Annotated in this window: 14 protein-coding genes; 6 read left to right on the top strand and 8 right to left on the bottom strand. The window is 71.9% G+C overall.

Annotation, left to right across the window (positions count from 1 at the left end; genetic code table 11):
- Nucleotides 1-33 precede the first annotated feature (33 nt).
- From ABD369_RS10355 to ABD369_RS10340, 4 genes are all read left to right on the top strand, one after another.
- The gene (locus ABD369_RS10355) at nt 34-2,001 is read left to right on the top strand and encodes a hypothetical protein (RefSeq protein WP_344636003.1); all 1,968 of its coding nucleotides are present in this window, start codon (nt 34-36) and stop codon (nt 1,999-2,001) included.
- Nucleotides 1,985-2,674, top strand: coding sequence for a PIG-L deacetylase family protein (locus tag ABD369_RS10350; RefSeq protein ID WP_197084767.1), 690 nt, complete (start codon nt 1,985-1,987; stop codon nt 2,672-2,674). Before ABD369_RS10355 ends, ABD369_RS10350 begins: the two co-directional genes overlap by 17 nt.
- 130 nt (nt 2,675-2,804) lie before the next feature.
- Entirely contained in the window at nt 2,805-4,226 is a 1,422-nt protein-coding gene (locus ABD369_RS10345; protein WP_344636002.1) for a glycosyltransferase family 2 protein, read from the top strand.
- Complete coding sequence (locus ABD369_RS10340) at nt 4,223-5,206, top strand: NAD-dependent epimerase/dehydratase family protein (RefSeq protein WP_344636001.1); 984 nt, start codon at nt 4,223-4,225, stop codon at nt 5,204-5,206. Before ABD369_RS10345 ends, ABD369_RS10340 begins: the two co-directional genes overlap by 4 nt.
- 123 nt (nt 5,207-5,329) lie before the next feature.
- On the opposite strand, the gene ABD369_RS10335 is transcribed toward ABD369_RS10340, so the two are convergent.
- Complete coding sequence (locus tag ABD369_RS10335; RefSeq protein WP_344636000.1) at nt 5,330-7,300, bottom strand: AfsR/SARP family transcriptional regulator; 1,971 nt, start codon at nt 7,298-7,300, stop codon at nt 5,330-5,332.
- A gap of 159 nt (nt 7,301-7,459) precedes the next feature.
- A complete protein-coding gene (locus ABD369_RS10330; RefSeq protein WP_344635999.1) occupies nt 7,460-8,401 on the bottom strand; it encodes a Gfo/Idh/MocA family protein in 942 nt (313 codons plus the stop codon).
- A 767-nt stretch (nt 8,402-9,168) separates the two neighbouring features.
- On the opposite strand from ABD369_RS10330, the gene ABD369_RS10325 reads away from it, so the two are divergent.
- Nucleotides 9,169-11,232 carry a DegT/DnrJ/EryC1/StrS family aminotransferase gene (locus ABD369_RS10325; protein ID WP_344635998.1) on the top strand — a complete coding sequence of 688 codons (2,064 nt, stop codon included), beginning with the start codon at nt 9,169-9,171 and terminating at the stop codon, nt 11,230-11,232.
- Nucleotides 11,229-12,065 carry a phytanoyl-CoA dioxygenase family protein gene (locus ABD369_RS10320; protein ID WP_344635997.1) on the top strand — a complete coding sequence of 279 codons (837 nt, stop codon included), beginning with the start codon at nt 11,229-11,231 and terminating at the stop codon, nt 12,063-12,065. Before ABD369_RS10325 ends, ABD369_RS10320 begins: the two co-directional genes overlap by 4 nt.
- Before the next feature lie 344 nt (nt 12,066-12,409).
- On the opposite strand, the gene ABD369_RS10315 is transcribed toward ABD369_RS10320, so the two are convergent.
- From ABD369_RS10315 to ABD369_RS10290, 6 genes are all read right to left on the bottom strand, one after another.
- Complete coding sequence (locus ABD369_RS10315) at nt 12,410-13,759, bottom strand: endonuclease domain-containing protein (RefSeq protein ID WP_344635996.1); 1,350 nt, start codon at nt 13,757-13,759, stop codon at nt 12,410-12,412.
- A gap of 168 nt (nt 13,760-13,927) precedes the next feature.
- Nucleotides 13,928-14,527, bottom strand: a complete 600-nt coding sequence (locus tag ABD369_RS10310; protein WP_344635995.1) for a hypothetical protein — start codon at nt 14,525-14,527, stop codon at nt 13,928-13,930.
- Between the two features lie 268 nt (nt 14,528-14,795).
- A complete protein-coding gene (locus tag ABD369_RS10305; RefSeq protein WP_344635994.1) occupies nt 14,796-14,930 on the bottom strand; it encodes a hypothetical protein in 135 nt (44 codons plus the stop codon).
- 93 nt (nt 14,931-15,023) lie between these two features.
- Nucleotides 15,024-15,530 carry a peptide-methionine (S)-S-oxide reductase MsrA gene (gene msrA / locus ABD369_RS10300; protein ID WP_425557576.1) on the bottom strand — a complete coding sequence of 169 codons (507 nt, stop codon included), beginning with the start codon at nt 15,528-15,530 and terminating at the stop codon, nt 15,024-15,026.
- Between the two features lie 599 nt (nt 15,531-16,129).
- Nucleotides 16,130-17,377: an ATP-grasp domain-containing protein gene (locus tag ABD369_RS10295; RefSeq protein WP_344635992.1), complete on the bottom strand. Its 1,248-nt coding sequence runs from the start codon at nt 17,375-17,377 to the stop codon at nt 16,130-16,132.
- Between the two features lie 11 nt (nt 17,378-17,388).
- Nucleotides 17,389-18,564, bottom strand: coding sequence for a hypothetical protein (locus tag ABD369_RS10290; protein WP_344635991.1), 1,176 nt, complete (start codon nt 18,562-18,564; stop codon nt 17,389-17,391).
- Between the last annotated feature and the right edge of the window lie 221 nt (nt 18,565-18,785).

Raw genomic sequence — 18,785 nt, 5'->3', positions numbered from 1 at the left:
GCCGGCCCGGTGTCCGGAATCGAGGTGCACGGCGTGACCGGACCCGAAGGCCTGTGCCTGGTCACCCTGCGGGACGGCGCACCGCTTCCGGCACCGGGCGAGGTGGCCGCGCTGCTCCGCGAGCACGGCTATGCGGGCTTCGAGGTGTGCCTGGCCGCCTCCGATGTGGAGCCGGGGTGGGCAGCCGAACTGGCGGCGCGGTTGGGCGAATCCGTGCACGTGCCCGCGCCTGGCTACGTCGTCGCGGACCTGCGCCGCGGCGTCCGGCTCAAGTGGGCGGACGGCGCCGACGAACGGGCCGACGCGTGGCGGTCCCACCCGCCGCACGCCGGCGCCGTCCCCAGGTTCGCCGATCACCAGGACCGGCTGCTGCCCCGCGGCCTGCCGCCGCATCTGGAGCCGGCCGAGGGCCGGCCGGCCGTGATGACGACGGCAGAGGTGCGCGATCAGCTGCGCCGGCTGCTGCCCGCCCGGCCGGCCTGCTCCTACCTGGGCGACCACCGGCTGTTCGACGAGGCGGCGCACCGGGTGGCCCGCCGGCTGCGGGCCGGGCTGCCGCCGCTGGAGACCGAGTACCGGCGGCTGCTCGGCGGCGCCGGGAGGCTGGTCACCCGCGGCGTGGAGATCGAGTTCCACGCCGGCCGCGGCGCCCGGGCGGCGGACGGAACGCTGCTCAGCACCCCGCAGATCGACGCGATCGCCGCACTGCTGCGGGCGCGCGGGCTCGCCCGCGACGCCCGGGTGCGGCAGCACGGCGCCGACCGCGGGCCCGACGGCGCCGAGCCCTACAGCGAGGACCGCCGTACCTGGCGGGTCGAGCTGGAGGAGGCCGAGGGAGACGGCGAAGTCGTCTCGCCGATCCTGCGGGACACCCCGCAGGCGTACGAAGACCTCGTCGCGGTGTGCGCGATCATCCGCGATTGCGGCGGCTACACCAGCGTCCGGGCCGGTGGCCACGTCCACGTCGGGGTCCCCTTCGGCACCGACACCGCCCTGCACGCCCGCCACCTGGCCCGCTTCCAGGCCCGGCAGTGGCTGCACTTCCGCCTGGGCACCTCGATCCGGGCCGAGGCGCACCGGGGCACGCGGTTCTGCCAGCCGCTGCCCGGGCCGCCGCCGGTGGACGCGACCCGGATCAGACAGCTGCGGGACGACCTCAAGCGCCGCCTGGCGCACCCGGCGCTCAAGATCGCCAGGTCGGTCGGCCGGGCCGGCGACTCGATCGAGTACCGGCACGGTGACGCGAGCCTGGACGCGGCGGAGTGGTGGACCCGCGCCGCGGTGTTCGCCGCCGACGTCGTGCTGACCGTCACCGCCGACCGGCACACGCCGTCGCCCCGGGCGTGGGTGCCGGCCGGCGACGGCCGCACGGTGAGCGACCAGACGGTGCTGGCCGCCCGCGACGGGGTCCAGGTGTACCGGCCCGAGCCGCCCGGTGACACCGTCGAGGTCCGGTGCGTGCTCGACGAGTACCCCTGGCCGCGGTTGCGCCGGCACCTCGCAGAGCTCTACCACCTCACCCCGCCGTACTGGCGGCGCCGGCCGGACCCGGATCCGGCCGCGCTGCCGGTGCCGTACGACGTGGCCGCGCTGCTCGGCCGACCCCGCGACGCGCGGCTCGACGAGGAGTCACGGCGGCGGCTGGTCGCGGTGCTCGACCACATGCACGCCGTCGGGGCGCTCTCCTCCGGGACGCCCGAGACGCCCGCGGCCCTGCGGGCCCACGCCGTCGCGGCGGTGGGCCCCGGCCCGGAGCCGGTGGTCGAGCTCGGGCGCCGGCTGCGCGCCTGGGACGCGCTCACCGACGAGCCGGACACGCCGCCGACCTTCGAGGACCTGGCCGCGCTCGCCGCCGTGGGGCCCGAGCCCCTCGCCGCCCTGGCCGGCCTCCCGTTCGTGTCGACCGCATCGATCAGAACGCTGCTCGCCGACGCCGCCGACGGCAGCGGGGGCCCTGACAGCGACAAGGAAAGGAGCCGGAACTTTGAGGAATTTCGATAGCGTGCTGGTGCTCTCGCCGCACGCGGACGACGAGGTGCTCGGCTGCGGAGGGCTGCTGTCCTCGGTGTCCGCAGCGGGCGGCGAGGTGCACGTGGTGTACCTGTCGGTGGACGGGATGGCGCACTACGGGCTGGACGAGCCGGTCACCTACCAGGCGCGGCTGGCCGAGATCGAACAGGTCAGTGCGCTGCTCGGCTTCAGCTACACCGTCGTCCACGGCGACCGGCAGCTCAACGAGCGGCTCGACACGCTCCCCCGCCGCGAGTTGGTCGACGAGTTCCAGGAGCAGCTGGACCGGCGCCGCCCGGACCTGCTGCTGCTGCCCAGCGGCCGGGACTACGACCAGGACCACGCGGCCACCTTCGCCGCCGGCTTCGCCGCGGCCCGGCCGATCGGCTCCCAGTTCGGCAAGTGGCTCGTCCCGCACGTGATGAGCTACGAGTCGTCCAAGATCCAGTGGTCGTCCGAGCCGCTGCCGCTGTCCACCGCGTACGCCGACATCACCGGCCGTCTCGACGCCAAACTGGCGGCGATGCGGGCCTACCGGTCCCAGCACCGGCCCGCCCCGCACATCCGCAGCGAGGAGTCGATCGCAGCGCTCGCCACCCTGCGTGGTGCCGCGATCGGCGTGCGGCACGCGGAGGCGTTCGAAGTCCACCGGACCGTCCTGTAGCCATCGGACGGGATCGACCTGATCCGAGCCCGGGCCGGTGTCGTGTCCGACACGCACGGCCCGGCCCACGCCGCCGACGCCGACCGGCTCCGAGAGGAGCCGACGGCCCCGACCGGAAGGAACCCCAGGCATGGCAGAACCCGAAATCACCGTCGTCATCCCCGCCCACAACCGGACGCGAGCCCTGCAGCACTGCCTGGCCAGCCTGGCGCGCCAGACCCTGGACCCGGGTGCGTTCGAGATCATCGTGGTGGACGACGGGTCCGACGAGCCGGTCGGTGAGACCGTCGCGCAGTTCGCCGACGGTGACCGGATCAGGCTGCTGCGGCACGAGCGCGCCCGGGGCGCGGGCGCGGCCCGCAACACGGGCGCGGCGGCGGCGCGCGGCGGGCTGCTGGTCCTGCTCGACGCCGACTGCCTGTGCCACCCGGACCTGCTGCGCGCCCACCTCGACGCCCAGGCCGGGGGCCCGGTCGCTGTCTGCGGATACGGCGCCGGGCGCGAACTGACCCCGGCGGCATGGCGACTGAAGCTCGGAGCGGACTGGGACTTCTCCGATCCGGACGCCGTCTTCGCACGGCTGGCCCGGACCCCCTCGCTGCACGATCCCCTCACCGAGCTGCTGGCCCGGCCCCGCCCGGCCGACTGGGCGTTCTTCTGGACGCTCAACGCCGCCGTGCCCAAGTCGTTCTTCGACCTCGTCGGCGGATTCGACACGCGGTTCGAGGTCAAGGGCATCGAGGACATCGAACTCGGCTACCGGCTCGCCCGGGCCGGCCTGCCCACGGTCTTCGCCCCCGCGGCGATCACCCTGCACCAGCCGCACGGGCGCGACCGGAACCGCGAGGTGGTGCGCGACCGGCGCAACGAACACATCCTCGTGCGCGAATACCCGAGCCTGGACGTCGAGGCGGTGTGCAGCTACGACATCGCCCACTCCCGCGACCTGATCCCCGCGCTGGAACGGTTCTCCGACCGCCTGGACGCCGCGACCGCGGACTGCGGCCGCCTGGCCGCCCTGGACCGGCTGACCCGCCGGATCACGGACGCGGACGGCGCCGTCCTGCTGGTCGGCGCGCCGCAGGGCTGGCCGGCGGGCCTGCCCGCCCCGGACACCGTGTGCTACCCGGCCGACCTGCCAGACGGCCCGGGACGCCGCCTGCGGCTGCTCGGGACCCGGCTCCCGGGTGCCGGGAAGCACTACGCGCTCGGCGTGATCACCGACTACTGGCGCCACTTCCCGGACGGCACCTTCAGCCGCGTGCTGGCCGAGATGGACCGGGTCTGCCGGGAGGTGTTCGTCCTGTCCGGCGTGAGCACCGCGCCGGTGCCCGCGCCGGACCCCGAACTGAGCGAGGCGCTGGCGGCGTACGACCGCCCGTACTGGGAGTCCACCACACCGCTCCGCCGGGAACTGCACCAGTTCGACCTGACCGAGGACGAGCCCGGCACCTCCGGACCGGCGGCGTTCCGCTGCACACCGATTCCCTGGCCGATGACCGAACTGACCGATGTGGGCGTGCCCGCGGGTGAGGAACTTGTACCGCGATGAGAAGCCTCGTGACCGGAGGAGCCGGATTCATCGGCTCCCATCTGACCGAACACCTGCTGGCGGCCGGGGACGAAGTCGTCGTCCTCGACAACCTGACCACCGGGAGCATGGCCAATCTGGCGTCGGTGCGCAGGCACCCGCGCCTGCGCACCGTCACCGGCTCCGTCTGCGACGAGGCACTGGTGCGACGCGAGGTCGCCACGGTTGACCGGGTGTTCCACCTCGGCGCCCTGGTCGGGGTGTTCAACATCCTCGAGGACCCGCTCGGCGGACTGCGGACCAACATCCGCGGCGCCGAGAGCGTCCTCGCCGCCGCGCACGAACACGACGTGCCGATCCTGATGGCGTCGAGCAGCGAGGTGTACGGCAAGAACAGCAAGCCGCGGCTGACCGAGCAGGACGACCAGGTCCTGGGCCCGCCCCAGCTGAGCCGCTGGACGTATGCGGAGGCCAAAGCTGTCGCGGAGTCGCTGACCTACGGCTACGTGGCCAAGCACGCGCTGCGGGCGGTCACGGTGCGGCTGTTCAACACGGTGGGGCCGCGGCAGACCGGACGCTACGGCATGGTCGTCCCGCGGTTCGTCGGCCAGGCGCTGGCGGGCGATCCGCTGACGGTCTACGGCGGCGGGGCGCAGCGGCGCTGCTTCTGCCACGTGCTCGACATCGTCCCGGCGCTCGTCGCGCTGCTCGAGGACGAGACCGCCCACGGCGGGACGTTCAACCTGGGCGGCCTCGAACAGGTGGACATCGCCGAGCTGGCCCGGCGGGTCGTCGCCGTCACGCAGTCGTCGAGCGAGATCGTGCATGTCGAGTACCAGCAGGCCTACGAGACCTACGGCCCAGGCTTCGAGGAGGTGCCCAGCCGCGCGCCCGACTGCGCCAAGGCCTTCGCGCAGATCGGTTACCGGCCGCGCCACGACCTGGCCACGATCGTCGCCGACGTGGCGGCGTATCAGCGCGCGGCGTCGGTGCTCGTGTAGGGGACCGGTGCGACGTGCTTCGTCCGCCCAGCGCTCCGGCGCGGCCCGGGGATCTCCGCGCGGCCGCGCCTGGCGCCGGCTCGGGCCGGCGCCAGGCGCGGGAGAGGCGGTTGCCGCAGCGCGTCAACCGGACGACGGAGCCGCCAGCCGGTGGGCCGGGCGGTGGGCGGGCGCGGCGCGGTGCCAGGCGCGGCCGCCCGTGCAGTCCGCCTGCGAGACCTGTGCCGCGGGCGATTCGACGCGGTGCTCGGCTTCGAGCGCGTAGTCGGCGACGAACCGGTGCATCTCGAAGCAGCCCGGTGACGGCTCGGAGATCAGGGACTCGGCGACCATGCCGACCAGCAACTGCCGGCAGCGCGCCACCGGCAACCCGGCGAGCGCGGCTGCGGCCTCGACCCGGACGCGGCGGTCCGCGCCCTCGCCCAGGCGCCGGAAGAGCCGGGCCGTTGCGTCGTCGAGCACCCGGTACGAGCAGGTCAGGGCGCGGCGCAGGTCGAGGTCGGGATCCGGGGAGAAGAAGGCGTCGAGGCTGTTCGCCGCGGTCCGCAGCTCTCCCGCGATCGACTCCAGCGGCCGGCCCGGGTTCAACGACGCGCGTGCGGCCGCGACCGCCAGGGCGATCGGCACCCCGCGGCAGGACTCGACGATCGCCTCGACGGCCCGCGCCTGGCCGGCCGTCCGGGACGGCCCGATGTGCCGCTCGAGGACGACACGGCCCTCTCCCACGCTGAACGGCGGCACGGACACCGGATGGGCGTTGTGGGTGACCAGCAGCTGTTCGAGCACGTTGCGGCTCGTGACGAGGGCCATGCAGCCGGGCGCCGACGGCAGCAACGGCTGGACCTGCTGCGCGTCCCTGGCGTTGTCGAGCACGATCAGGACCCTGCGGTCGGCCAGAAGGCTGCGGTATTTGCCGGTCAGCCCCGGGATGGTCGAGGGCAGGTTCCTGGCCGGCAGGCCGAGGCATTCGAGCAGGCAGCTCAGCGCGTCGGCGGGCGCGAGGGCCGCGGCCGAGTCGTCGAAGCCGTGCAGGTTCACGAAGAGCTGCCCGTCGGGGAAGCGCTCGGCCAGCAGGTGGGCCGCGTGCACGGCCAGCGCGGTCTTCCCGATCCCGGCCATACCGTTCATCGTCGCGATGACCGGGCCGGAGGCGTCGGCCGCGAGGGCCAGGATCCGGGCCAGCTCCTCGTCCCGGCCGACGAACACCGGCAGGCCGGGCGGAAGCTGGGCCGGGGCCGGGGCCGGGGCCGGGGCCGGGTGCGGGTGCGGGGCCGCGGCGGTCGGCGCGGGCGTGGTGTCCTCCGGATCCGCGGTGGCGTCCGTGCGAACGCTCTGCCGCAACACCGCGGTCTGGGCGGCGCGCAGCGCGTCGCCGGGCTCGATGCCCAGCTCCTCCGAGAGCGTGGTCCGGATCCGCCGGTAGATGTCGAGCGCCTCGACCTGGCGGCCGGCCGCGCCGAGTGCGCGGACCAGGGCGGCTTGGAGCTGTTCGTCCAGCGGATAGCGCTCCGCGGTCAGCCGGAGCAGTGGGAGCATCCAGTGCCCGTGGCCGATCCAGTGGTGGATCTGCGCGGCCTCCACCACCGCCTTGGCGTACTCGCTCTCGGCGGCCTGGAACAAGGCGGTGCTGGCGACGTTCTGCGGGCTGCCGGTGCCCACGGAGCCCCGCCGCAGCGTGAGTGCCTCGCGGTACAGACTCGCCGCCTGCTCCCAGTCGGATCGGGCGGCGCGGTCGCGGCCGCGTTCGACGAGCCCGCGGAACACGTGCAGGTCGACGGAGCCCGGATCGACGTCCAGCCGGTAGCCGACGCTGCTGCGCAGCAGCCAGCGTCCGGCGTCGCGCCGGCCCAGATCCGGTTCGAGCATGCGTCGCAGCGCACTGATGTGGTGGTGTATGACGTTCGCCGCGGTGGCCGGCGGGTCGTCCTGCCAGAGCAGGTCGCTGATCTCGTGGAGCGGGACCGACTCTCCGGCCCGGATCAGCAGCAGTGTGAGGACCGCGCACTGCTGCGGGCCGCCCAGGGGGAGCGGGGCGCCGTTCAGAGCGGTGCGGATCGGTCCCATGATGTCGAACGTGAAGGGGCCCTTGGACATGTCCCGTCCCAGTCGTGCGTCGGAGCCGCGGGATTCCGTGGCGATACCCGGTGCTGTCATCCGACACCCGCGCCGGCCTGCGAGCGGGCGTGCAGCGGATCGGTCGGCGCGAGCCGGGCCGCACGCCCGCGGGGGGCCGCGCGCCGACCCGACCCGCTCTCAGCCAACGGATGCCCCGGCGTTGGCGCCCGCCGGACTGAGCGCCTCGTCGATCCGGGCGCAGACCGTCTCCGCGGCCACCGCGTCCCGCCAGTGCGGCAGCTCGTCCGGCCCGCCCTCGACGAAAGCGAGGAAGGCCGCCATCTCGGCGCGGTACGCCGCGGCGAACCGGGACCGGAAATCGGGGTGCGGGCCCGGGGCGGTGAGCGGCCGGGTGTCCAGCAGCGTGCGGGAGCCGATGAGCTCGGCATAGGCCTGGCAGCCGCCCGGACTGGCCCGCTTGCTCACCACGGAGCACACCGTCCCGGAGGCCAGCGTCAACGTGGTCACCAGGAGGTCGGCCGCCGCGCCGGCGTCGCTCTGGGACGCCGAGACCTCGACGACCTCGGACCCGAAGAGCCACAGGACCAGGTCGATGTCGTGGATCTGCAGGTCGAAGGCGAGGCTGCCGCCGGCGACCTGGTACCCCTGGGGCGGCGGGGCCCCGTCCAAGCTGGTGAACACGGCGAACCCGAACTGGTCGGGCTGGGCGCGGTACTCCCGTTGCAGTGCGGCGTACTCCGGGGAGAGCCGACGTTGGAAGCCGATCCGCAGGGCCACCCCGGCCTCGTCGGCGAGCGCGCCGAGGCGTGCGCTGGCCTCCGGCTGTGCCGTGCACGGCTTCTCCAGCAGCACCGGGATCCCGAGTGGCAGCAGGCCGGCGGCCACGGCCGCATGGGTATCGGTCGGCGTACACACCACGGCCCCGTCCGCATCGGGCAGCCCGGCCGCATCCGGGACGACGCGGCAGCCGAGTGCGGCCGAGAGCGCCGCGGCGCGTGCCGGGTCGGGTTCGACCACCGTGACGTCGGCTCCGAGCTCGACGAGATTGCGGGCGTGGGTGCTACCGATCCTTCCGCCGCCGACGACGGCGATGCGGGGTCGGCCGATCTGGGTGCTCATCGTGAGGACTCCAAAGCTTCTCGGAACGTTCGGGTTCGATCGGCCGGCGCCGGCCGGCAGTGCTCTGCCGGCGGGGCGGGCCGGCGTCCCGCCGTGTGCAGCGGCTCCGGCCCCGTTGCCGAAGGCAGAACGGGTGACGGCGTGGCGCAGGCCCCAGATGACCGGCTCGTGGAGGAGGTTGAAACAGGCGTAGGTGCCCTCGGTCCGCCGGTGGTCGAACCCGACTGTGCGAAGGCGGAGGGTTGCGCCCCGGCGGGAGGCCAGCTGCATGCCGACCGGGTCGCCGTCGGACTCGGCCGGACAGCGCACGCCGCTCCCGGGCTGCCGGTCGCAATTGCGCAGCCACGGCACGCCGTCGTGCGGTGCGGGCCGGGGAGCGAGCCGCCGGTATTCCTCCGCGACCTCGTCGACACGGTGGTGTCGATCACGTATCGGCGTACGTCCATCCCTCTTCGTTCCCGCTGTTGTTGTCGTGAAAGTGGCTTTCCCGTAGCCAATCAGTCGCCGATGGATGGAATATCAATTCCGGATCTACAACTTTGCGTACACGTTGTTGATCTGACGTTGATCCGTGGCTGGTGTACTGGCTCTGTCCAGCCGGACCCACCCTCTGCGACGCAGGCCGGCGGCACAGTTCAAGCAGAAGATTGTCAATCGCGATATTGACGTCGACGAGGTCGGCAGTTCGCCTATGGCCGGCGCATCGTCATCCTCACGCAGACGTCTTGCGCTGTATTCACCATCCAGATGGATAGGACCTGACGCCGATGAACAATGCACCATCTCCGTCGTCCGGGCGAAAGGTTTCCTGCTGGCCGCGCTGGCCTGAAGCGGACGAGGACACCGAGCGGGCGGTGATCAGGGCACTGCAGAGCGGGCGGCTGGCCGTCAGCGGCAGCAAGAGCATCTGGCAGTCGCAGAACGTCGCCGCCGCGGCCACCGTGGCGCGGATGTCCGGCCGCCGGCACTGTGTCCTGGTCACCAGCGGATCGAGCGCGATCGTGACCGCGCTGCACGCCCTGGGTATCGGGCCCGGTGACACCGTGGCCATGACCGCGACCACGTGGGTCAGCTGCGCCACCTCGGTGTTGCGCGTCGGAGCCACGCCGGTGTTCTTCGACGCCACCCCCGAATCGCCGTGCGGCGACGTCGCGACCCTGGCCGAGACGCCGTCGGCGATCCTCGGCATCCATCTGTACGCGCAGCACTTCGACGTGGATGCGGCCCGGGCGCGGTTCCCCGGGGTGCCGGTGGTCGAGGACGCTTCGCACGCCCAGTTCGGGGCGACCGCCGACGGACGCAGGATCGGCTCGCTCGGCGACGTCTCCATCCTGAGCCTCCAGGCCACGAAGATCATCACCAGCGGCGAGGGCGGCGCGGTCCTCACCGACGACCCGGAGACGGCGGCCCGGCTGGAGTCGCTGGTCATGGACTCGCGCCGGCGCACCGATGTGGTGTCGCGCACCTCTGCCAACGAGTTGGAACCGGCGCACCTGCTCCACGGGGCCAACCACTCGCCGCCCGAGTTCGCCGCGGCGCTGCTCGTCGACCAGCTGGCCAGGTTCGACCGGCAGGCGCGGCGCCGTGCGGAGGGAGCCGCGATCCTGGCCGGGGCCCTCGACGGGAGCCGGTGGTCGATGGCCGCCGACCGGAGCGCCGTCGCCGGCGGAGCGTTCTACGGCGTCGCGGTGCGCGTCCCGGCCGGTGTCGGTAGTCCGGCCGAGGTGGTCGCGGCCGTGGAGGAGCAGACCGGCCTGATCCTCGACTCGGTGTACCCGCCGGTCGTCGAAGGGCCGCTGTACCTGCCGGAGACCATCAAGCAGTACGCCGCTCTGCGGGCCCCCGAAGTACCTCTGCCCCACTCCCGGACCTGGCACCGCGAATACGTGGTGGTGCCGCACCACGCCTTCCTCGCCGACGAGTCCCGGCTGGTCCATCTGGCGGCCACACTCCGGGGACTCGACCGGGAACCGGCCGCTCTCCGGCCCGCACTGCCGCGGGACCGTCCGACCATCGAGGTCGTCATGGTCACCAGGGGAGATCGGGACACCCTGGAAGCAGCCCTGGCCGGCGTGGCGAAGCAGGATGTCGATGCCGAGGTCAGGCTGACGGTGTGGGTGGACGCGGACCGGGTCCCGGCGGCCGTCGCGGACACGGGCTGTGCCGTGGTCACCCTGGGCGCCGACGGCATGCTGCCGAACGAGCCCTTCGCGCGGATCGCGGCCCTCCGGGAGCTGGCGGCCGCCGGGTGTACCGGGGACTTCATCGCCTTCCTCGACGACGACAACGAATGGGACCCCGACCACTTGTCCAGCCTGCTGGCCGTCGCCGACGCGGGCTATCCGGCGGCGCACTCGTGGCGGACCTTGATCGATCATTCCGGCTCGCTCGCCACCGTGGACCGTTTCCCATGGCTGCCGCCCTCTGAGGCCGCCGCCGAGCTGTTCGAGCAGCTGTCCGCGGTCCGGGTGCTGGAACCCGGCAGCCCGATCGTCCGGGACCGCGCCGTGATCCCCGCGGCGGGCCTGAACGGCATGGTCGACATGGGGGCATGGCTGCTGCGCCGCGATCTGTTGCGCCTGCTGACATTCCGGCGCACCCGGAGCGAAGCGGAGATACAGGCGCGGGTCGGCGAGGATGACATCCTGCTGGAACAGATCCGCCGGCTGGACATCCCCGTCGGATGCACCGAGACGCCGACCCTGAGATACCGGCTGGGCGGCATGTCCACGCCGGAGTACCGAAAGCCGGAATCGCCTGTACCGGACGCGACGTCGGCCGCACCATCCACGTCGGCCGCATCGGTCGTGACATCAGAGGTGTCGTCGTGACCCAGCACGTTCTCTCCCCCCGCCAGCTCTCCTCCTACCGGCAGTTCGGCTTCCTCAAACTGGAAGGCTTCTTCGACGCCGGAACCGCCGCCTCCCTCGAAGCCGAGGTGACGGCGCAACTCGCCAGTGCCTACGATCTGCCCACCGAGATCCCCGACGTGGTCACCGGCTCCATGGGGTACTACCTGCCGTTGATGGGGGAGGGCAGCGCCACGAGCCGGCGTCTTGTCGCCGGACCCCGTCTGGTCGAGCTCGGCGAGGCCCTGCTCGACGGCCCGGTCATGCCCAAGCCGGCCAAGGGGATGCTCTACAACGACGCCTCCCCATGGCATCGGGATGCCGCTGATCCTGCGCTGCGCGCCGTGAAGATGATCACCTATTTCAGTCCGTTGACCGCGGACTCCGGCGCGCTCCAAGTGATTCCGGGCTCTCATCGCGACGAGTTCAGCGACCAGCTCGCCGACTACCGGGCGGCTTGGCCGGCGGGCAGCCCCCTGGACGAAGCCGGTGAGGCCGACTGGTGGCCGGGGACGAGCCTGGACTGCAGGCCGGGCGACCTCATCGTGTTCGACGTGCGACTCTGGCACGCGTCCCTGTTCGGAAGGCTCCGGGCGCAGTGGAGCGTGTCGTACGTCGCGGTCCCGGGGACCGAAGTCGAGCGGCGGGCCGCCCACGACTACATCGACCTCTTCCTGCGGGCCGGCCACGAGTACGATGCCGAGCGGTTCCCCTACTACGACCCCGACTGGAGCAAGACGGACGGCCCGGCTTTTGCGGAGGCCATGGCCGATCTCGGCCTGATCCGGGTGGACGGCGCCGCGGCGGCCGACTGACGGCCCGAGGGGGCCCTGCGTCCGCTGTGCGACCCGGCCGCGGTGGACGACGACCAGGACGAGCGGTAGCCCCCGGCGGCCGAACGGCGGGGAACCGGCCGGTCGGGGTGTCGTTGAGCCGGTGTGCGGGCATCCTTGGGCCGGCCGGTCAGGGCGGGTCCAGCCGCTGACGGCTGGGCCCGCCTCTCCGCGAAACGCGAGCGTTCCCGAGACGCGGCCAGGGTTCATCCCTGGCGGCGGCCTTCGGGACCTGTGGGGCTCGGAAGGTCGTTGCTGCATGTCAAGCCGCATAGCAGTACTCGTTGATGACACCGCCGAGGATGCGGGTGCGCAGCAGTCGACGTTCAGAACAGCGCCAGGCCCTCGCTGCTGGTGTCCGGAACGACGGGCCGGAACTGCGCGGGGACGGTGTCGTGGCGGCCAGGCCCCGCGGCAGCGGCCACCGCCGGGGCTGTCTCGGCCAGCCAGGTGCGGAATCGGTCGACGGCTTCGCGGTAGGGGACTTGCGCCAGGATGCGGTGCTCCCCGCTGGGACAGTAGTCCACACTCAGGGTGATCATGCAGGAGCCGGGAGCGTTGTGACTGCCCGTCCAGGAAGCACGCAGTTCACCGCAGGGCTTGCGCCCGCGGGAGCTGTGGGGCACGCGGTGGGTCGGGCGCAGCGGTTCGCCGACCAGGAGTGCGGTCAGTGCCGCCAGGTGCGGCAACGGCAGCGTGGTGCGGGCGCGGCAGCCGGGGCAGCGGTGCCAGTGCCGCAGCCAGTCCTCGGCGTGGGTATGGAAGAGGTACGCGTAACGGCTGGTCACGTACACGTCGTTGCGGTAGAGGTAGTTCGGCCGTTCCCGCGTGTTGCAGGACTGGCAGACGGGCGCGCGGACGTAGCCGTGCTCGTGGCAGTGGTCGACCGCGAAGGCAGGTGCTTCCTGGCAGACGGCGCACCTCCACCCGGACACTTCCAGCGAGGCTCGCTTCTTGCTGAGCACCGAGTAGACGTGGCCTTCCAGCTCCCCGTTGTACGGGCGCAGCGTGGTTGTGCGGCAGTCGGGGCAGATCGTCTGCCAGCTGCTGCCGGCCTGGACCCGCCACTGCTCGGGCTGATCCGCCACAGAGCCGCACCTCTGGCAGGTCCGCGCGGCCAGCAACCACCGCTCCTCGGAGTGCTCGGCCGCGTCCAGCACCTTCACCAGCGTGCGAGGTAGCCACCACGTGTTCTCTGCCTCCGCTCCGGTCCGCTCCATCAGAGACCGGCGCCAGTCGATCCCCGCCAGATGCGGCAGATGGTCGCTGCCGCGCAGCAACCGCCCGGGGGCGGCATCGACGCGGGCTCGGGCCCATTCCTGGCCCAGGCGCTGACGCCACCGCAGCGCCGGCCCCTCCCTCTGCCCCGCTTTCAGTGACCCGCGGAAAGGAGCGACACGGACCAGGCCGACCCCGCTCACCCTGACCGCACGCAGCTCCTCGGCCGCCCGGCGCACATCGGCCTCTTGAACATGCCACCGGCCGCCGACTCCCTTCACCGTCGGCACCGCACGTGCGCCGAGCAGCACGTACCCCACCTGCGGATCAGCAGGGAAGCCGGTGAACGCTTGCCCAGCCGGGAACACACTGTTGGCCATCAACTCGGCCCACAAGGCATCGGCGACGGCCAGGGGCAAGAGGTGGCCCGTGCGGCGCGGAGTGGCGCGGTGCGGCATGCCCGGCACGCTATCAGGCACCACGGACACGAAGGTCCGCTCCTGGTAGCGCTTGCGGCCCTGCGGGCTCGTGAGGTAGCGCGCAATCTCGCGGCCAGCGCCCGCCCAGGCCAGCTCGCTGGCTGGGCGACCCGACCGAGAAAGGCAGCGTGAAGCAATTCTGGAGCACTACGCGTTCCAGGCCGAGGTCAGCCAGGTCAGGTCGGCTTCAGCCTGGCTGCGGGCGCTCTGCTCGCGGATGAACAGCTGCTCGGTCTTGGTCAGCACGAGGGTGTACGGGCGTCCCTGCCGTCTGGTCTGGTGGTGTACCGGGAGCTCGGCCGAGTTGATTTTGGTGTGCACGTGCCGGCGTCCGTCCTTCGCCAGCGGCCGTTCAAGGACTCGCCGTGAGCGGGAACCAAGGAACGTCTCCAGGGTGGCGCACAGTTCGCAGCCGCAACCGGTCCAGGCGATCGACCAGTCGTCCGCGGCACGCGGCTGTCGTGCGGCGATCGCGCGGAGCCGGTTCGCGCAGTCGCGCGCGAGCGCGTCGAGACCCGCCGTGCGCCTGGCGTCCGTCGGCAGCGTCTGCGCCGAACGGCGCAGCATCGGCATCAGGCAATCCAGCACCGTATCCGCCTGGGCGTGCAGCGCGGCCAGGATCTCGGCCCGCTGCTCCTGGCCGGCCGCCTGCAGGATGCGTTGCAGTGGCAGGCCCAGCGCCTCCAGCTGGGAGCGGCGGATCTCGGCCGGACCGGTCGTGGACGACAGCCGCAGGTCGCCGTCCACCGCGGTCCAGGCCCGGCGAACAGCAGCTGCGCCACCGCTGTACCCGGGCCTGAGGCCCGCAGCGCCGTGCATAGATCCGGCAGCCTCTCGGTCCACTCGTACCGGTGGGGCTCGTAGCGGTTCCGCGGGCCGAACCAGCCGTCGACGACTTGGCGCAGCCACGCGGTGCCGTACCGCTCGGCCGCCGCAGCCAGCCCGCCGGCGTGTTCCGGCCCCAGCGCGCCCACCCGGAACGGCTCTATCCTGCGCGGGTTGGCCCTGCGGCCGGTTAGTGCTCCCGCTCCCACGCGTAGAGCGCACGGGTGGTGTCGAGCACCACCTGCCCGCCCAGCGTGGCGCGGACCCGTTTCGGTACGGGCTCGATGTGGTCGGTCTCAGTGATCGTCGCCGGATAGTCACGCATCGTTGCTCCCTCGGTGCGTCCGCGGCCGGCCTGCCGAACGCCGGTCGGCAGAGCGAGTCGGCGCGCGGATGTGCCGTCCGCGCGCCGCCGGGCTCAGTCGGTCGCCCGCTTGGGCAGCTTCCAACCGGGCCGCGGGAAGTGGCAGGTGTAGCCGTTGGGGAACTTCTGCAGGTAGTCCTGGTGCTCGGGCTCGGCCTCCCAGAAATCGCCGACGGGGCTGACCTCGGTGATGACCTTGCCCGGCCACAGCCTTGAGGCGTCCACGTCGGCGATGGTGTCCTCGGCGGTCTTCCTCTGCTCGTCGCTGGTGTAGAAGATGGCGGAGCGGTAGCTGGTACCGATGTCGTTGCCCTGGCGGTCCTTCGTGCTGGGGTCGTGGATCTGGAAGAAGAACTCCAGCAGCGCCCGGTAGTCGGTCCGAGCAGGGTCGTAGAGCACCTCGATGGCCTCGGCGTGGCTGCCGTGGTTGCGGTAGGTGGCATGGGGGACATCACCCCCGGTGTAGCCCACGCGGGTGGACACAACACCGGGCTGACGGCGGAAAAGCTCCTCCATCCCCCAGAAACAGCCACCGGCGAGGACGGCCTTCTCGGTTGCCATCATTTCCCCCTCACGGGTACAGCGCCGTCTTCACGGTCCTTCGGCGCGGGTTTCGACATCAGGTGACAGCCATCGGCACCTGTTGGTACTGACAACCTACGAGGCTTCCCTATTCCGTCGCACACCCCTGTGGGACCCGTCCGAATTCCGTAATGAGCAAGGACGGGCTGCGGTGCCTGGCTGGGACCGGGGGGCGCGACGGAGTGATCAAGGCGGATCGGGAACTGCGGTTCCGGGCGTCGGACCGGCATGCCTGGACAGGCCGACGGTCAGATCCGCAACCGCAGGCGGTCCCGGGTCAGTCGATCGTCGAGTGCTGCAGCCGCGAGCCGGTGTCCGGCTGCCGCGTCACGAGGGAGCCGTCGTTCGCCGGCCGGGTGGTGAGCTGGGTGCCGGCGGGGGAGTCGCTGTCGGTTCCGGTCGAACGGATTGCACGCGAGGCGGCGAATCCCGGTGCGGCCGGCTCCCGCCGTGCCATCGACGCCGGGCGGAGGCCCACCGGGTACTGCCGATCGCCGGCAGTGCTCTTCCGAGCCGTTGCTGGTCGCGCTCGGCGCCGTGCCGGGTCGGGCTGGCCGGCGGTCAGGGGGCACCGGGGGTCAATCGGCTGCTGGGGTGATCTCGTACATGCCGGGGCCGTCCAGGTAGCGCACGGTGTTGAGGTCGCGTTGCAGGACGGCATCCACGGAGTGGCTCAGCGTCAGGGTGACCGGGTAGCCGCGGTCATAGGTGGTGGGGGTGATCTCGTCGCCGGGCTTCACCAGCACGGCGAGATCGCGGAAGCTCGCCAGCCCCTTGAGCTGGTCGAGCGCGCGATAGCCCCGCAGCCGCCCCGAAGCCGGAGCGACCAGCGCCGCCCAGGCGAAAGCGTGCCGCCGCTGGTAGGGCCGGCCCGCCCGGGCACGGAACCGCTCGGGCCGGACATAGGCGTCGACCGTCCACTCCAATTGGCCCTCGCCCAGGACCTCGGCCGTGTAGTAGGGCAGCCCGGAGAGGCGGGCGCCCGCCTCGACCAGTCGCGGGCCGTCCGGAGTCAGCTTGATCTCCAGGTGCGCCGCACCGTACCGGATGCCGAGGGCGTCCAGCACCCGGCGGCCGTAGTCGAAGAGCTCGCCGACCGGCTGTTCGTCGGAGCGCAGCAGCACCTGCGCGGTCACCAGGTCCCGCACCCCGTTGGCCTGGATCCGCTCGGTGCGCCAGGCATCGGTCAGCTGGTGCACACCCGCGCAACTGACCGTGTTCACAATGTACTCGGCGCCCACCAGGTACTCCTGGGCGACGACCTCGGTGATCGGTTCTCCCAGCACCATGCGGCGGCTGCGGAGCCCGCGCAGCGCGGCGACCGACTCCTGCGGTGCGTCGCAGAACGAGACGCCGTCACCCCAGTAGCCGCGCAGCGGTTTGACGACCACGGTCCCACCCAGTTTCTCGTGCCAGGCCAGTAGTTCGGCCTCGTCGTCGGTGCGCAGCTGCCGCATGCCGGGGACGCCATGAGTCTTGATCGTCTCGATCTGCACGTACTTGTCGCGCCGCGCGGTGCTCAGGGCCGTGCCGTTGGAGGGCAGGCCGAGTCGTTCGGAGAGGGCGTCGGCGAGCTCCACCCCGGTCTCGCGGCCGGCCAGGACCGCGACCGGCTCCAGCTCAACGAGCTTCGCGGTCAGCTCGTCCAACTCATCGTCGTGGACCAGGACGTGACTGAACGCCCGCTCGTCCACCGGGTCGACTCCGACCGGCGGCTCGGGCGCGCTCCGCAGCTGGATCACCTCGCCGCCCACCGCGCCGAACGCGCCGGTGAACCCGAAGGACGTGCCGAACGCGTCGACGACCGCGACACGGAATGCTGACATCGGGTACCTGCCTACTGGTTGACCGGAAGGGAGTGGGGGTGGGCGAGATCGCCGCGAAGCGTGAGGAGCCGGTACAGCGCGTTGGTGAGCACATGCCGGACGCTGAACCCTGACGTGCCGGAGTTCTGGTCGTTCAGGATGTCGTGTTCGCCGTCCTGCTCGCGGATGCCACGGCGCGTCAGCCCGGTTCGGTCCTGGAACTCCTCCGGGAGCGCATGCCGGGTGACGCCCAGGTGCGCCATCCGGAAATCCACGAACTTGTCGATGACCCGGACCAGTTGGTCGCGCTCCGTGCGGTCGAGTACCAGCAGGCCGTCCCGAAGGCGCTGGGACACGTTCGCCCCGCGGCTGGAGTCGCTGCGCCACTGCGCGATGACGGGCCGGGACCACGAGGGGAAGTAGGCCATCGACTGGTCCAGGAAGATGCCGTACCCCTTCGACGGCGGCAGCAGGGCCAGTTCGAGAAGGTGAACGCTGGGCATGAACGCGCCGCTCGCGCCGCGCGGGCCGCCGGGATGGCCCATGTGGTAGGGGCGAAACCGGTTGAACGCCTGCTGCGGCAGCTTGCGGTATGTCGCCATGTATCGCGTGAACTCCACGAGGCACTGGGCCGCGCCGTCGAGGACTTCGGCAGGACGGGCAGTCGCCGTCGGCAGGATCAGCGAGCGCAGGGCGTATGCCGCCGACTTGGCCCACGGTTCGGAAAGGTGGTGGCCCAGATAGAAGTCCCGTTCCAGAACCGCGTCCTGACCTGCGGAGAACACCCGAATGTCACCGCTTCGGCGGTATTCCTCGCAGTTGGCGTCGATCAGGAGTTCATAGCTGAGATAGGGATCAAGGGTGGGGAATTTGCCGCACCGCGCGGATATCAGGTCGGTCAGTGCGCGGGGTGCGGTCTGCGGCTCCGCCGGTGCGTAACCACCGAGCAGGAAGAGCAGATCGAGCTGGGTGAGGCGTGCGATCCGCTCGTCGTCCTCCGGGAGCCAGAGCGGAGCGGCTTCCTGCAGCATCCGCTGCTGCTTCTCGGCAAGTTGATGGTACGTCAGTCGATCTGCGGCAAGGTCGCGAAGATCGACGGGAAGGCTGCGTAAGACGTAGTCGCGCAGGGGCGAACCCGAGCGATCGGGGTCGGGAGAGACGTCCTGCCGGGAGTGCTCGACACCGTCGAAGAGCTGGCTGCTGTCCACTTCTACTCCTTGCCGGCCGCCGCGACGGCGCCGCTGCGGCATGGGTCCAGCGCTGCTTGACAATTGTCAGATTACTGACCGTCTGACAACTGTCAAGCGCCGTGGAAGCGTTATGTGGTGGGTCAAACATCGCCGAGGGGTGGTCGGTGTCCACCGGGTACACTGGCGGCCGCGCCGCGCCGAGCGCACCACGAACCCAAGGCGGAACGAGAGGGGGAAGC

Source organism: Kitasatospora cystarginea, from assembly GCF_039533515.1.
In the GTDB taxonomy this organism is placed as follows: domain Bacteria; phylum Actinomycetota; class Actinomycetes; order Streptomycetales; family Streptomycetaceae; genus Kitasatospora; species Kitasatospora cystarginea.
The sequence above is the reverse complement of the archived record's forward strand: the minus strand, read 5'-3'. Positions and strand labels throughout refer to the sequence as shown.

Coding starts and splice junctions, on each gene's coding strand:
- ABD369_RS10345 (WP_344636002.1), top strand. CDS start 2,805: ATGGCAGAACCCGAAATCACCGTCGTCATCCCCGCCCACAACCGGACG.
- ABD369_RS10340 (WP_344636001.1), top strand. CDS start 4,223: ATGAGAAGCCTCGTGACCGGAGGAGCCGGATTCATCGGCTCCCATCTG.
- ABD369_RS10335 (WP_344636000.1), bottom strand. CDS start 7,300: ATGTCCAAGGGCCCCTTCACGTTCGACATCATGGGACCGATCCGCACC.
- ABD369_RS10330 (WP_344635999.1), bottom strand. CDS start 8,401: ATGAGCACCCAGATCGGCCGACCCCGCATCGCCGTCGTCGGCGGCGGA.
- ABD369_RS10325 (WP_344635998.1), top strand. CDS start 9,169: ATGAACAATGCACCATCTCCGTCGTCCGGGCGAAAGGTTTCCTGCTGG.
- ABD369_RS10315 (WP_344635996.1), bottom strand. CDS start 13,759: ATGCCGCACCGCGCCACTCCGCGCCGCACGGGCCACCTCTTGCCCCTG.
- ABD369_RS10305 (WP_344635994.1), bottom strand. CDS start 14,930: ATGCGTGACTATCCGGCGACGATCACTGAGACCGACCACATCGAGCCC.
- msrA (WP_425557576.1), bottom strand. CDS start 15,530: ATGGCAACCGAGAAGGCCGTCCTCGCCGGTGGCTGTTTCTGGGGGATG.
- ABD369_RS10295 (WP_344635992.1), bottom strand. CDS start 17,377: ATGTCAGCATTCCGTGTCGCGGTCGTCGACGCGTTCGGCACGTCCTTC.